This is a genomic window from Roseimicrobium gellanilyticum (genome assembly GCF_003315205.1).
GTDB classification, from domain to species: Bacteria; Verrucomicrobiota; Verrucomicrobiia; order Verrucomicrobiales; family Verrucomicrobiaceae; genus Roseimicrobium; species Roseimicrobium gellanilyticum.
The window spans coordinates 443,886-457,458 of the sequence record NZ_QNRR01000002.1; the positions used below are offsets into that span (position 1 = coordinate 443,886).

Consider the following 13,573-nt stretch of genomic DNA (forward strand, 5'->3'; position numbering starts at 1 on the left):
TGGTGCCGCCACCACCTTTACGCTGTCGCTTTATTGCGCTCTTCTTTCACCACCAGTTGGATGAAGTGCAGTTTTCGCAGTACCGGGCGTGACATGATAAAAGGATAGAAATCCTGCTGTCCCATGCTGCGTGCGAGTTCATTGAGCGCGGTCACCAATTCCATCCAGGAGTTTACCAGCGAGAGCACGCGTTTCGCGTCCGCATCTTCTGGATCATAGAGATCCTCCATTTTGAAAGGTTCGATATCGGCCTCGATGTCTTCGCCTTTCATGCCGAAGCCCAGCGCGGTGTTGAGGCTGTCCACGAGATGCAGGTAATGTGCGAAGCACTCGGCCCAGTCCTCCCAGGGGTGCACGGAGGCGTAGGCACTGATGTGCCGGTCTCGCCAGTCGGGCGGGGGACCGTTCTCGTAGTTGCGGCGCAGCGCGGCAGCGTAGTCCTCACGTTCGTCGCCGAAGAGTTCGCGGAATCTGTCCTGCCACTGCGTGCCTGAGATCAAGCGGTCCCAGTAATAGTGACCGATCTCATGCCGGAAATGTCCGAGGAGTGTGCGGTATGGCTCGCGCATTTCATAGCGGGTCTTCTCGCGCACCGAGTCATCGGCTTCTTCGACATTGAGCGTGATGAGCCCGTTGCCATGGCAGGTCATGACTCGGGGACCTTCCGGAGGGGAACGGAGGAAGTCGAACATCACTCCGTACTCCGGAGCCTCCTCGACCTTCGATTGAACTGGCAATCCGAGCGAGAGGAGCTGCGCGACGAGGCGACGTTTGGCAATCTCAATGGAACGCCAATAGCGGCAGTTGTCCGCGTCCGAGAGATTCGGGATCGTTCGGTTCAGCCGGCAGGACACACACAAATCCGAGGGATGCTCCGCCGGGACCAGCCAGTTGCAGCCAGCGGCCGTGTCGAGATTCGCACAACGCCGGTACGCAGGAGCTTCGGGTGCTTCACCGTGCAGCAGCCAGGTGCCTTCCTTGGGGCCGGGTAGCAGCGCGCGCACCTCCGCGAGATCAGGGTCGTAGCCAAGTGGCGCCTTGCAGGCGAGGCACAGGCTGTTGCGGAAAAAGATGGGCCGCTTGCACTGGCAGCGATACGTGTGACCGCTTCTCGGGCTGTCGGGGCTGCGCCATACTTCGGCGAGGTGTTTTGCGATGTTTTCAACCAGCGCTTTCATGGGGGCGAGATTTGACTGATGCTGGTGGAGCGGAGGCTTCCGCTCAATAGGACCTATGTCCGATGTTCCCGGGCGCAGCAGTTTGGCTTCGCACGTGCCCAATGTTTGCGGCATTTCCCTTGCCCAGCAGGGGAGGCCCCCTCTACACTCGGCCACTGCCATGAAATCCGCTTCCACTACCGACTCCGCACCTCGCACGTCACGTCGTCGTTTCCTTGCGCAATCTGTCGCCGCGTTGGGATTCCCCACCATCATTCCCGCCACGGCTTTGGGGAAGGGGAGACCTGCCCCCTCGGAGCGCATCAATGTGGGTGTCTTCGGCTGGGGCACGATTGCCACTCACTGGACGGGTAATTTCCTGAACAATGAGAAGTGCCAGGTCATCGCTGTGGCAGATCCGGTGAAGGAAGGCACGAACTACGGCTACAGCGGCGAGATGAAAGGGGGCCGTGAAGTGGGCAAAGGCATCATCGACAAGCACTACTCGACCTTCTCCAAGAAGGCCTCCAAGAGCTGCACCGCCTATGCCGACTTCCGCGAGATGGTGGAAAAGGAAGATCTCGATGCCGTGCAGATCTGCACACCAGACCACTGGCACTGCTACCAGACCGTGATGTGCGCGCGCAAAGGCATCCACCTCTACGGACAGAAGCCTCTCTCGCTCACCATTGGTGAAGGACGTCAGATGGTGGAAGAGGTGAACAAGGCCGGCGTCACCTGGCAGACCGGCAGCCAGCAGCGCAGTGAGTTGTATTTCCGAATGGCCTGCGAGTTCGTGCGCAACGGTCGCATTGGCAAGGTGAAGCGAGTGCGCATCGGTCTTCCTGGTGGGCACAAGGACTGGAACAAGTGGGGCAATCGCACCGCACCTGAAGCTCCCCCTGCGGACTTTGATTATGATATGTGGCTTGGACCGGCCTCACAGATGGAGTATCGCCCGGCTCTGCTGCCTCTGAACTGGAGGCACAACTTCAACTTCTCCGGCGGCATGATCACTGACTTCGGTGCACACCATATCGATATCGCCCAGTGGGGTATGGATCGTGAAAACACCGGTCCCGTGGAGTTGAAGAACATCAAGGGCGACATGCCACCCAAGGATGCACTCTACAACACCGCAACCGCGTTCCACTATGAAGCCGTCTTCGACGACGGACTCACTTATGTGATCGCGGATGAGTCTGAGAAGATCATGCCCGAAGTAGCGGCGCTGGAGAAGGATCCCGCCAAGTTCAGCCACTCCGGCATCTTCTTCGAAGGTGAAGGTGGCAAGTGGATCTGGGTGAACCGTGGCAAGCTGCAGGCCAGCTCCCGTGAAATCCTGGCGGACAAGATTCGTCCCGAGGAAATCCACCTCTACGAGAGCAAGGATCACACGGACAATTTCCTGGATTGCGTGTACTCCGGCAAGCCGGTGGTGGCTCCCATCGAAGCGGCGCACCGCACCATCAGTATTTCCCATATGGGGAATATTGCGCTGCGTCTCGGCCGCACCAGCATCAAGTGGGATCCGAAGGCGGAGAAGTTCGGCGACGATGCCGAGGCCAATGCCATGCTGACGCGCGAGTACAGGAAACCTTGGACCCTCGCGTGATCCGGCCGTTGGCACGTCTTGCCATCTATCTGCTGCTGTGCCTGCTCGGGCGCACGGTCATGGGCCATCCCTTTGATGGGGATGGCACAGGTCCGCCACGTGCAGGCAGCAGCAATGTGCAGGCTTACCTTTACATGGAGCCCTACACCTGCCGGGTGGAGTGCCTTGTGTGGATGCCTGCTGTTCTCGGGATGCTGAACTTGCCGCCCGGTACGGAGATGGTCCTGCCGGATGCGGTGAAGCAGCAGGTGTTGGAGAAGGCCCGTGTCGAGGCAGCGCCATGGTGCGCGCTGCGCATCGATGGCTTGGAGGTGAAGCCGGAGCGGCAGGGGCTGGAGATCCTCAAGGGCATGCCTGGCAACAGCGACCAAATCAAGCCCGACGAAGCCGTAGCCGTGATGGACACGATGTTGGGCATGTCGTGGGAGTTTCATGCGCCCGCGAATGTGGGCCAAGTGGAGCTGGAATGGCGTGGCTTTCGTGGCGAAGTGCAAGTCATACCGGTCACCGTGATCTATGGGCCGACGATGGAGGCAGGCATCTTCCTCACGCCCAAAGCACCTTCCTCCGTGTGGAAGAATGAAGGACGTATCCCTCCCGCGCCGCCTCTCGCGCAGGTGCCCATGGTGGATGCGGTGTGGGTGAATTTGCCGGTCGCGCTGCTCATCTCTGGAGTGGTCGTGCTGATTGCGCTGGTGTGGATATGGCGGAGTCCGGGAAAGGGGATGGCACGTGTTCTCAAGCCATCTGCCTTCGCGGCTATCGTCTGCGTAGGGGCGTGGACGTTCGCTCCGCACAAGTGGTCCGCCAGACTTTCCCCAGGCAAAACTCCCACCCAGGAGGAAGCGGGAAAGATTCTCGATGCCCTGTTGCGGAATACCTATCGTGCATTCGATCAGAGCAGCGAGTCTGCCATCTATGACGTGTTGGCCCGCAGTGTGCATGGTCCGCTGCTGGAGAAGCTTTATCTCCAAACCGTGCGCGCCCTGACGCTGGAGGGCATGGATGGTACGCGAGTGAAGGTCACTGACATGGCGGTGAACATCGACCGTGTGCTGCCACAACAGGATGGCTTCATCGCCGAAGGGCAGTGGACTGCTGTAGGAACCGTGGGACACTGGGGCCACATGCACCAGCGTATCAATCGCTATACCGCGCGACTGACGCTGGAGCCCATTGGCAACGCATGGAAGATCACGGGCTTGGAAGTGCTGGAAGAGCGCCGCATGTAGCGGGGTGCCAGCGTAAAAAAAGCGGCGACCGAAGTCGCCGCTCTCCAAGTGTGTTTATGGAACAGTTCGCTGTAGCAGGGTTCAGCCCTGCCAGTCCGCGTTCTTGCCGCGGGTATCGATGTGTGTGAAGCCCGGATAGCGCCCGATGCCGCCTTTGAAAAAGCCTTGGGAGCGGAGTGTTTCCGCAGCCTGCACGACCTTGGAGGGAGCACAGTCAAAGTGCAGATCCAGCGCTACGTTCAGCATGTGCTGGGACTGCGTCGCGGCACCCGTGCAGGCCGCATTGTATGCGGGACTGCGGTAGGCACTGATCACGGCCTTCAGAGGCACGCCAAGCTGCTGGCGAAGCTTGTCCGCGACCTTGAGCGTCGGAGGCATTTTGGTCCAGAGCTCACGGGGTGGAAGGGAGTTCTTCACCTTGCCGCGCACCTTGTAGTGGGGCATGAGCACCTCAACAGGCTTGATAAAGATGAGGCCGAGCCCCGCGAGGAAGGTCTCATATTCCTTGCCCATCTTGTCCAGTTCGGTGGACGTCGGGGTGCTGTCTTTTTCTTCATGACCTTCTCCAGGCTTGCTGGTTCCAGTCTTGGTACCGGTGGCCTCCTTACCGAAGAGCCAGGAAGTCTGGCCAAAGGCGAGGGTTCCTCCTGCGAGTGCTCCGAAGAGCGATTTCACCATGCGGCGTCTTCCGAAAAGCATATCATGAGATGCCTGGGAAGAAGTGTGCGGTGCGTACTGTTGCAAGGGCTGTTCCTGTTCCATGTCGTAGACGCGTCCGGAAGGTTCGATCTCTTTCGACCTGCATCGGAGGCCCATGTATGACAGGCGGTGCTAATCGTTGTTCACAGAATTTTTGCGCTTATCTGAGATTCTTTTATTTTGTCCACAAAGTGGTCAAAATATGCTCGATGCAGCCGCAAGATGTGCGCGATCCACAAATGAAACAGGGTGCGTTTTGCGAGGTGCAGGCAATGTGCACGCAACTATTTTCAGCCGACAAGCTGGTTATCGATCACCAGTCTGCATTCGTGCCTCGAGCATCGATATGCGTGAATCCTGCATATCGCCCGATGCCACCCTTGAAGAAGCCCTTCAATCGAAGCGCCTCGGCTGCCTTCACCACCTGAGCGGGCGGGCAATCATAGACGAGGTCGAGTGCAAAGTTCTGCATGTGGAACGATGAACGCGCTGCACCAGGACAGGCGGCATTGTATGCCGGGCAGCGATACGCGCTCACGATGGCGTCCAGGCGGGCGCCAAGCTGATGCCGTACTTCATCCGCAACCCTCAGTGTTGTGGCGATGTTGGGCCAGATCTCCCGTGGTGGCAGGCAATTTGCCACGGTGCCACGCATCTTGAAGTGAGGTCGAATCACCTCCATGGGGGTGATATGCCGCAGATGCAGCGCGGTCAAAAAGGTCTCATAGTCGCGGCCATCGGCATCTAGTACGATGGGGACTGTCCGGGCAGGGTGTTCCGCCACCTCCCGTCGCCGGCGCACGCTGGGGTGCTCTTTGATGTTGTCCCAAACGCGCTGCATGGCCGCCGCAAATTCCTTTTGGCGATTCCCGGCAATCCATGGGTAGCCAAAGTATCCGAGAGCCCCACCCAACGCCGTCCCCACCAGGCCTTTTACCACCAGTCGTCTCGCCACGCTTTCATCCGGCAAACGCGGAGACGGGTGAGCTGTCGGAGTGGACGCTTTCTTCGACATGGGTTGGGGGAGTGATGCCAGCCATCCGCGGCCACACCGGCCTGCGAGCAGAGCGTGAGTTTGAGACAGCAGGACGAGCCTGCTGTTCAGCATTTGTTCCGCAGCTTGGTGGCAGGAAGCCCCTGCCTTTATCGACGATCCCGGCCACGCTGACCGGAGCCTGAGTTTCGGCCACCTCCGTCGCGATGTCTTCCACCACCACCGCCACCGCCACCACTTCGGCTTCCACCTTGGCTGCTCCTGGCACCACCGTCGCCCGATGAGGGACCCCGGCGCCGACTGTAGTTGTGAAGAACCTTTGGTTTCTGCTCACGCTCCCGAGCTTCTGGCTGTGCTGCAGCGGAAGGCTGTGCACTGTAGTCGAAGCCTTCTGCTTTCTTCCTCAGCAGACCCCGTCCAATGAAACGCTCCAGCGAACGCAGCGCAGACTGGTCTTCAGAGGTGACGAAGCTCAGTGCATCACCGATGGCCTGTGCGCGTCCCGTGCGACCAATGCGGTGCACGTAGTCTTCCGCATGCATGGGGAAGTCGTAGTTCACCACGTGCGAAATGCCATCCACGTCGATGCCGCGCGCTGCGATGTCCGTCGCAACCAGGACTCGTGCAGCACCACTCTTGAAGTCTGCCAGCGCGCGCAGGCGCTGGTTCTGGGAGCGGTTCGCGTGCAGCGTTGCCGTCTTGATGCCCTTGCCTTCCAGGAAGCGGGCGAGACGGTCGGCGGCGTGCTTCATTTTGCTGAAGACCAGCACCATGTTGAAGCTGGGATCTTTCAGCAAATGCAGCAGCAGGCCGGGCTTCAGGTGTTTCGGCACCTCATACACGTACTGGGTGACTGTTTCGGCGGGATTGGAGCGGCGTCCGATTTGCACCTGCTTCGGACGGTATTGGAACTCGTGGGTGAGAGTTTCGATTTCCTTGGAAAGCGTGGCGGAGAAGAGCAGGGTCTGCCTCTTGGGCGGGAGTTCCTTGATAATCTGGCGCATGGTCGGCAGGAAGCCCATGTCCAGCATGCGGTCGGCCTCGTCGAGCACCAGGTGCTGCAGGCCGCGGAAGTCTCCATGACGCTGCCTCATGAGGTCCTGCAAACGTCCCGGAGTGGCAATGATGATGTGCGCACCGGTGCGCAAGGCTTCGATCTGGGGGCGCTCGCCCACACCGCCGAAGACGGTGGCCACACGCAGGGACAGATACTTGGCGTAGCCCTTCACGTTCTCCTCAATCTGCACGGCGAGCTCGCGTGTGGGAGCGAGGATGAGCGTCTTGATACCCCGGGCCGGGCTCTGATTGGCAGGAGCGTAGGCCGCGATTCTCGAAAGCAGTGGCAGGGTGAAGGCGGCCGTCTTGCCGGTGCCCGTTTGGGCAATGCCAATGACGTCATGACCGGCGAGTACCTCCGGGATGGCTGCGGATTGGATGGGCGTGGGCTCGGTGTAGCCGGCGTCGCTGATGGCTTTGATGATACGGGCGTCGAGGCCCAGGGCACGGAATGGCATGAGCCGGCCACTATCCGCCAGATTCAGCTTCTGGCACGGTATTTCGCCATGTCGCGCGTTTTGTCAGCCATCCGCGGGTGTGGCGGACTCTCCCGGCGGCTCCACCACACGTTTCTTCTGAAGCCAGCGGGCGATGATGACGCAAAGCAGCGCCCACGTGGTCCCAGCGCACCAGCCTGCCAGCACATCCGTGGGGAAGTGAACGCCCAGGTAGACTCGCGTGGTGCCCACCATTACCGTGATGAAAAGGGCCGTGAAAAGGAAGAAGGCCTTCACTTTGCGATCCTTGGTCGTGCGTGCGAGCAAGGCTCCCAAAGTGAGATAGATCACCGCGGAGAGCATGGAATGCCCGCTGGGAAAACTCATGCTGGTGACCTCTGTGAGGTGCGGGACCACAGAGGGGCGCGCGCGTTGGAAGAGACCCTTTAGCGTGGTGCTGATGAGCGCGCCACCTAGAGAGGCGCACAGCACCAGCACGGCAGAGCCCCATTTTCTCCTCAGCAGCAGGAACGCGAGCACAATGAGGACTATCAATGTAAGAACCGCAGCGCCACCCAGAGCGGTGAGATCTCCCACCACAGTAGGCATCCATTTCGGGCCAATGCCGGTGTTAAGGTCCCCGGGTACGCGAAAGGCACGGAGGATGACTGCATCGAAGTGGTCCGTCTCCGCGTCCATCACCTCGTCCGCGACCTCGGAGAACGCCCAGATACTGCCCACCAGCCCGAGCACTGCGAGCAGCATGCCCATTTCCAGCAGTCCCTGCTTCGCCAGATAGTCCCGGACTTGTTGAAAAAGCGTGACCTTCTTCATACGGACCTGTCGATGCGGTCCCCGAAGCAATCAAGGGCGGTGATGGTTCCCATTCAGCGTTTGGCCTTCTGCACTTGGGCATTGATTTGTTTCAGCCGTTCCTCCCAGGTGATGGTCACGAAGCCTTTGGGGGCTTGCTGGGGTTTCATGGTGCCTGGCTTGAGCGGGGCAGTTGATACAACCTCGGAGGTCCTCATCGATACCCCCCGGTAGCTGTTGGTATACTTTCCAGCGAGGAAGGGCCACTGCGGTGACACTGAAGTTCCGGCCACGGGCTGGATGCAGTCCAGCTGCGATTCATTCGAGTCATAAGTCCGGAGGCAGATGCAGCGGTAGGAGGGAAGGGCGAAGACGGCGTGCAGACTCAGTTTACCTTTTGCTCTTAGGGCAAGAGTAACCTCCGTCGCCGTGGCGTTCTCAATTGACCAGCTGAGTTCCGCGGGTTCGGACGTGGCGACGGCGGCACGATACCGATCGACAAAAAATACAGGGAGGAGTGCAAACGCGGTGCCGTACGGGGAATAGGTCTTCACCTGGGTCACGAACATTCTCGTGGAGTGTTGGGCCTCGGCGTGCCCTCGAGTGGCATGGCCAAATTGTTCCAGATGGAGATTCCCTTCAATGGTGTGCCCCACGTAGTACTCGGTTCGGCTGGCAAATTGCACGCGCACTGGCGAGTTTTTGATCGTCACGAAGTTTGCCGCCATGGTGGGAGCTGTGCGCGTGGGTCTGGAGCCGGCTTGGGAAACTGCTGGGACAATGTTGCCGCCGGCGTCGAAGGCAGGTTCCCGGCCATTCGTGAGATACTCCTTGGGCGGAGGGACTGCAGAGTGTCGGATGTCAAACGTGGTATTGCCCATGGAAGCCACCTGCTCACCAATGATCTTCAGGACTTCCTCTGGAGTCGGCGCGCCGGCAGGCGGAGTTCCAGGCCCTGGGGGCGCCTGTGCCGGGAGGGTAGCTGCCATGCCGAGGGTCAAAACGCAGACCAAGATGTGAGGTGAAGGCCATTTCATAGGGTGCAGGCGGGCGGGGAGCAGCACGATGGATTTGGTGTGATGTACCCGAGAACCATAGCGTCCCACGGGCTTGTCGCGCAACCAAGAAACGGTGCCATGGAGGCCTCCGGCAGTTCCGGGCGAGCATTTTGTAAAGGGAGCAAAGAATTGTGATTGACTGGTGCTGCGATCCAGTCTCAATGAACGTGAGACTCAGACGCAATTGCGAATACCCTTCGCTTATTGAGACTGAGTCTTGGCACCAATACTCCACTAGACTCAAACCAACACATGAAGAGACGCAGCTCCCGCAGCAAGTCCTCCGTTCGCAGCCATGCGACCGAGGGCCTTGCCGTTACTACGACGCTCCTTTGCGCTGCCGGCAATCTCGCCGCGCAGACCGCTCCCGCTCCCGCAGCTCCCGCTGCCAGCACCACGCTTCCCCCGGTGATCGTGGAAGGCTCGCAGGACAAGGTTTACAAGCCCGAGCGTGTCGAGTCCCCCAAGATTCAGGGACCCCTTCGCGACGTTCCCCAGACCATCACCGTCATCCCGGAAGCGGTCATCAAGGAACAGAACGCGACCTCTCTCCGCGACGTGCTTCGCAACGTGCCTGGTATCTCCATCCAGGCGGGTGAAGGTGGCGGCGGTCCTGCTGGTGACAACCTTTCCATCCGTGGCTTCAACGCCAAGACCGACATCTTCGTGGACAACGTCCGCGACTTCGGTGGCTACACCCGTGACCCCTTCAACTTTGAGCAGGTGGAAGTCTTCAAGGGACCTTCCTCCTCGAACGCTGGCCGTGGATCCACCGGTGGTTCCATCAACCTCGTCTCCAAGTCCGCGCAGCTGCAGCCCTTCTACGCAGCAGACGTGGGCGGCGGCACGGATAACTACTTCCGCGCCACGCTGGACATCAACCAGCCTCTCTGGACCAACCAGACCCCTGGCACGCCTGCTCCCGCTCCCGTGTCCGGCAAGGGTGTGGTGAACGTCTCCGGCAAGGGTGCGAAGTCCGTGGCTCCTGTGGCTCCTGGCCCGGAAACCGGCGCTGCGCTGCGCCTGAATGGCCTCTACCATCACGCAGACATCCCCGGCCGTGACTACGTGGAAGATGAACGCTGGGGCGTCGCTGGCTCCCTCGTCTTCGGTCTTGGTACGGACACCCGTCTTACCCTGAACTATTTCCACCTCGAGCAGGACAACCAGCCTGACTACGGCATCCCGTGGGTGCCAGACACTGTCACCAGCCTGAGCAAGTATGCGAACAAGGCCGCTCCCGTGCCGTTCCACAACTACTACGGCCTGACGGACCGCGACTACGAAGAAATCAGCACGGATATCGGCACCGCCATCTTCGAGCATGACTTCTCGGAGACGCTCAAGTTCCGCAGCCTGTTCCGCGTGGGCCGCACGACTCGTGACTCCGTGATCTCCGCGCCGCGCTTCGCCGGCACGGGCACCACGCTGAACCATCAGTTCCAATCCCGCGACCAGGAAGACACCATCTACTCGAACCAGACCGACATCGTCGCGGACTTCGAGACGGGTGCCCTCAGGCACACCCTGACCGCCGGCTTCGAGCTGACGCGTGAAGAATCCGAGAACCGCGCTCGCGCCACGGACACCGTGCCGCAGTCCGATCTCTTCCACCCGAACCCGACCCAGAACTGGACCGGCCGCATTTTCCACACGGGCGCCTACTCGGCTGCTGACGTGGACTCCGCTGCCCTCTACCTGTTCGACAAAGTCGCGATCGGTGACCACTGGGAAATCAACGGCGGTCTCCGCTGGGACTACCTCGAAACCGAATTCACTGACGGCCATGCTGATGGCGGTTCGGACACCTACAATCGTGATGACAGCCTGCTGAGCTGGCGCGCCGCCCTGGTTTACAAGCCAGTGGAAATCGGCAGCATCTACTTCGCGTATGGCACCTCGTTCAACCCGGCCACCGAACTGCTCACCAGCAGTTCCGCCTCGGCCGTCGTGAACCAGTTCAACACCGATCCGGAAGAAAACCGCAGCTACGAGCTGGGCACCAAGTGGGACCTTCTCGATGAGAAGCTCTCCATCACGGCGTCCCTTTTCCGCACGGAAAAGACCAATGCCCGTACCGCGGATCCCGCTGACCCCACCGCCTTTGAACTCTCGGGCGAGCAGGTCGTGCAGGGCTTCGAAATCGGTCTTGCCGGTCAGATCACGGACAACTGGCGCGTCTTCGCTGGCTACACCTATCTCGACAGCGAGATCGAAGCCTCGAAGAACCCGCTGGAAGTTGGCAACAACGTGCCCAACACCCCTGAGAACTCCTTCAGCCTCTGGACGGTCTATGACCTGCCTTACGGCTTCCAGATCGGTGGGGGCGCACAGTACGTGGGCAGCCGCTACAACAACAACCTGAACCAGCGTGAAGCTCCGGATTACTGGACCTTCGACGCGATGCTGGGCTACCAGGTGAACGAAAACATCGCCATCCGTCTGAACGTGTACAACCTCGCCGACGAGGACTACATCGATCGCGTGGGTGGTGGTCACTTCGTCCCCGGACCTGGTCGTTCGGCGGTGATTTCGCTCAACGTGAAGTTCTAAGACAAAGGTTAAGTAATGCTGATCCGCATCCCTGACGTTCTAAACGCAGAACAAGTCGCGCACGCGCGGCAGGTGCTGGACCAGGCAGAGTGGACTGATGGCCGGGTAACCGCCGGTCATCAGTCTGCCAAGACCAAGGACAACATGCAGATTCCTGAGGGGCATCCCGCCGCGAAGGAACTGGGTGGCATGATCCTGGATGCCTTGAGCCGCAACCCCCTCTTCCTGTCTTCGGCGCTTCCGCTGAAGATTTTCCCCCCTTTGTTCAATCGCTACACCGGAGGCCAGTCCTTCGGCACGCATGTGGACAATGCCATCCGCCAGGTGCCGGGCACCCCGCTGCGCATTCGCACGGACTTGTCCGCCACCCTCTTCTTCGCAGGTCCCGAAGAATATGACGGTGGTGAGCTGTGCATCGAAGACATGTACGGCGTGCAGCGCGTGAAGCTGCCTGCTGGTCACATGGTGCTCTATCCCGCGACCAGCCTGCATCACGTGACCCCTGTCACGCGTGGCGCGCGCATCTGCTCCTTCTTCTGGCTGCAGAGCATGATCCGCGACGACATGCAGCGTTCGCTGCTGTTCGACCTCGACCTCGCCATCCAGCGTCTGGGCCGTGACCTTCCAGGCAATGATGTGGTGGAGAAGACGAACGTGCAGCTCACGGGCGTATATCACAACTTGATCCGCCAGTGGGCGGAGATGTAAGAGTCCATTCCTAAATTCAACACAGGCCGCTTCAGATGGGCACTCCGCGCCGGAGTACACATCGAGAGCGGCCTTTTCCACTCTCAAGCCCCCATTCATTTCCGACATCATGCTTCGCGTCCTTCGCAGCCTGTTCTTCTGGTCGCACCTCGTGGCCGGCGTTGTTGCCGGACTGATCATCCTCGTGATGGCAGTCACGGGTGTGATCATGACTTATGAACGACAGATCCTGGAGTGGGCGGATGGATACCATGTCACCGCCACACAGAAAGCGAGTGGCATTTCAATGGAGCAACTTTTGGGCCGCATGGGCGAACGTGCCAAGGATGGCCCGGCGCCCTCTGGCGTGATGATCCTCTCGGAGGAAAGCTCCGCTGTGGCCGTGAATCTCGGCCGTGAGAAACAAATCTACGTGCATCCCGAAAGCGGCGACCTGCTGGGCGAGGGGAATCCCGGCCTGCGTGGCTTTTTCAAGTTCGTACTCGGCCTGCATCGCTGGCTCGCCGCGCAGGGCGACTACAAGGACATCGGTGGCAACATCACCAAGGCTGCGAACGTGGCTTTCCTGCTTCTGATGCTCACCGGTGTCTATCTCTGGTGGCCCAAGCACTGGACATGGCGCGCCTTTCACATGCGCTCCACCATGAACTTCAGGATTCATGGCAAGGCCCGTCATTGGAACTGGCACCACGCCCTTGGCTTCTGGGGTATCCTCCCGCTTTCCATCATTGCGCTCACCGGACTCATCATGTCCTACGGCTGGGCAAACAATCTTCTCTATTCAATCACCGGTACTGAAGCGCCTCCGCCGCGCCAGGCACCTCCCGGTGGTGGCAAGGGAGGTGGCGCACCACCCAAGCCGAATCCGGAGCAGTGGAAAGGTCTCGATGCGGCTTGGAAACTCGCGGAAGCCAAGGTGCCCGGATGGGAGAGCATCCAGATAAAACTTCCCGAGAAGCCCGGTGCTTCCGCTGCCTTCACCATTTCCACTTCGCATCGCGGACGCCCCGATCTGAAATCCACGCTCACTATCGATCTCAAGACCGGCGCAGAGTCTTCCTATGAAACTTTTGCGGACTACAACACGGGCCGCAAGCTGCGCCTGTGGTCACGCTGGGTGCACACCGGTGAAGCCGGCGGCTGGATTGGGCAAACGCTCGCAGGCCTCGCTTCACTCGCTGCCGCTCTCCTCGTGTGGACCGGTCTGGCTCTCACGTGGAAGCGCTTCTTCAAGAAGAAGCAGGCGTAGAG

At 60.1% G+C, this 13,573-nt stretch carries 11 protein-coding genes; 5 read left to right on the plus strand and 6 right to left on the minus strand.

Translation table 11 applies throughout. The features are described 5' to 3' along the window. Positions 1-17: 17 nt before the first annotated feature. The gene (locus DES53_RS07135; RefSeq protein WP_113957546.1) at positions 18-1,178 is read right to left on the minus strand and encodes a zinc-binding metallopeptidase family protein; all 1,161 of its coding nucleotides are present in this window, start codon (positions 1,176-1,178) and stop codon (positions 18-20) included. 160 nt (positions 1,179-1,338) lie between these two features. Between DES53_RS07135 and DES53_RS07140 the strand changes: the two genes are divergently transcribed. Beyond that, the gene (locus DES53_RS07140) at positions 1,339-2,772 is read left to right on the plus strand and encodes a Gfo/Idh/MocA family protein (RefSeq protein ID WP_170156924.1); all 1,434 of its coding nucleotides are present in this window, start codon (positions 1,339-1,341) and stop codon (positions 2,770-2,772) included. After that, complete coding sequence (locus tag DES53_RS07145; protein ID WP_113957548.1) at positions 2,769-4,004, plus strand: hypothetical protein; 1,236 nt, start codon at positions 2,769-2,771, stop codon at positions 4,002-4,004. The genes DES53_RS07140 and DES53_RS07145 overlap by 4 nt, the downstream gene beginning before the upstream one ends. Before the next feature lie 81 nt (positions 4,005-4,085). Here the strand turns inward: DES53_RS07145 and DES53_RS07150 are convergent, their stop codons facing one another. The 5 genes from DES53_RS07150 to DES53_RS07170 form a co-directional block, all read right to left on the minus strand. Next, a complete protein-coding gene (locus tag DES53_RS07150; protein WP_211325473.1) occupies positions 4,086-4,682 on the minus strand; it encodes a YcbK family protein in 597 nt (198 codons plus the stop codon). A gap of 334 nt (positions 4,683-5,016) precedes the next feature. Further along, positions 5,017-5,718 (minus strand): YcbK family protein, encoded by a 702-nt coding sequence (locus tag DES53_RS07155; RefSeq protein WP_170156926.1) that lies wholly within the window; start codon positions 5,716-5,718, stop codon positions 5,017-5,019. Positions 5,719-5,846: 128 nt separating this feature from the next. After that, positions 5,847-7,211, minus strand: a complete 1,365-nt coding sequence (locus DES53_RS07160) for a DEAD/DEAH box helicase (RefSeq protein ID WP_113957551.1) — start codon at positions 7,209-7,211, stop codon at positions 5,847-5,849. Between the two features lie 63 nt (positions 7,212-7,274). After that, entirely contained in the window at positions 7,275-8,024 is a 750-nt protein-coding gene (locus DES53_RS07165; RefSeq protein WP_245958110.1) for a phosphatase PAP2 family protein, read from the minus strand. Positions 8,025-8,077: 53 nt separating this feature from the next. Then, positions 8,078-8,992, minus strand: a complete 915-nt coding sequence (locus tag DES53_RS07170) for a hypothetical protein (RefSeq protein ID WP_113957552.1) — start codon at positions 8,990-8,992, stop codon at positions 8,078-8,080. 321 nt (positions 8,993-9,313) lie between these two features. Here DES53_RS07170 and DES53_RS07175 point away from each other — a divergent pair, with 321 nt between their 5' ends. The 3 genes from DES53_RS07175 (at position 9,314) to DES53_RS07185 (ending at position 13,571) form a co-directional block, all read left to right on the plus strand. Beyond that, positions 9,314-11,614 (plus strand): TonB-dependent receptor, encoded by a 2,301-nt coding sequence (locus DES53_RS07175; RefSeq protein WP_113957553.1) that lies wholly within the window; start codon positions 9,314-9,316, stop codon positions 11,612-11,614. Positions 11,615-11,629: 15 nt separating this feature from the next. Then, positions 11,630-12,322, plus strand: coding sequence for a Fe2+-dependent dioxygenase (locus DES53_RS07180; RefSeq protein WP_113957554.1), 693 nt, complete (start codon positions 11,630-11,632; stop codon positions 12,320-12,322). A 109-nt stretch (positions 12,323-12,431) separates the two neighbouring features. Further along, positions 12,432-13,571, plus strand: a complete 1,140-nt coding sequence (locus DES53_RS07185; RefSeq protein ID WP_113957555.1) for a PepSY-associated TM helix domain-containing protein — start codon at positions 12,432-12,434, stop codon at positions 13,569-13,571. Positions 13,572-13,573 lie beyond the last annotated feature (2 nt).

Bases quoted from the DNA above. Each gene is read 5' to 3' on its own strand.
- DES53_RS07165 (WP_245958110.1), bottom strand. From the start codon at position 8,024: ATGAAGAAGGTCACGCTTTTTCAACAAGTCCGGGACTATCTGGCGAAG.
- DES53_RS07175 (WP_113957553.1), top strand. From the start codon at position 9,314: ATGAAGAGACGCAGCTCCCGCAGCAAGTCCTCCGTTCGCAGCCATGCG.
- DES53_RS07140 (WP_170156924.1), top strand. From the start codon at position 1,339: ATGAAATCCGCTTCCACTACCGACTCCGCACCTCGCACGTCACGTCGT.
- DES53_RS07180 (WP_113957554.1), top strand. From the start codon at position 11,630: ATGCTGATCCGCATCCCTGACGTTCTAAACGCAGAACAAGTCGCGCAC.
- DES53_RS07185 (WP_113957555.1), top strand. From the start codon at position 12,432: ATGCTTCGCGTCCTTCGCAGCCTGTTCTTCTGGTCGCACCTCGTGGCC.
- DES53_RS07150 (WP_211325473.1), bottom strand. From the start codon at position 4,682: ATGGTGAAATCGCTCTTCGGAGCACTCGCAGGAGGAACCCTCGCCTTT.
- DES53_RS07170 (WP_113957552.1), bottom strand. From the start codon at position 8,992: ATGGCAGCTACCCTCCCGGCACAGGCGCCCCCAGGGCCTGGAACTCCG.
- DES53_RS07135 (WP_113957546.1), bottom strand. From the start codon at position 1,178: ATGAAAGCGCTGGTTGAAAACATCGCAAAACACCTCGCCGAAGTATGG.
- DES53_RS07155 (WP_170156926.1), bottom strand. From the start codon at position 5,718: ATGTCGAAGAAAGCGTCCACTCCGACAGCTCACCCGTCTCCGCGTTTG.
- DES53_RS07160 (WP_113957551.1), bottom strand. From the start codon at position 7,211: ATGCCATTCCGTGCCCTGGGCCTCGACGCCCGTATCATCAAAGCCATC.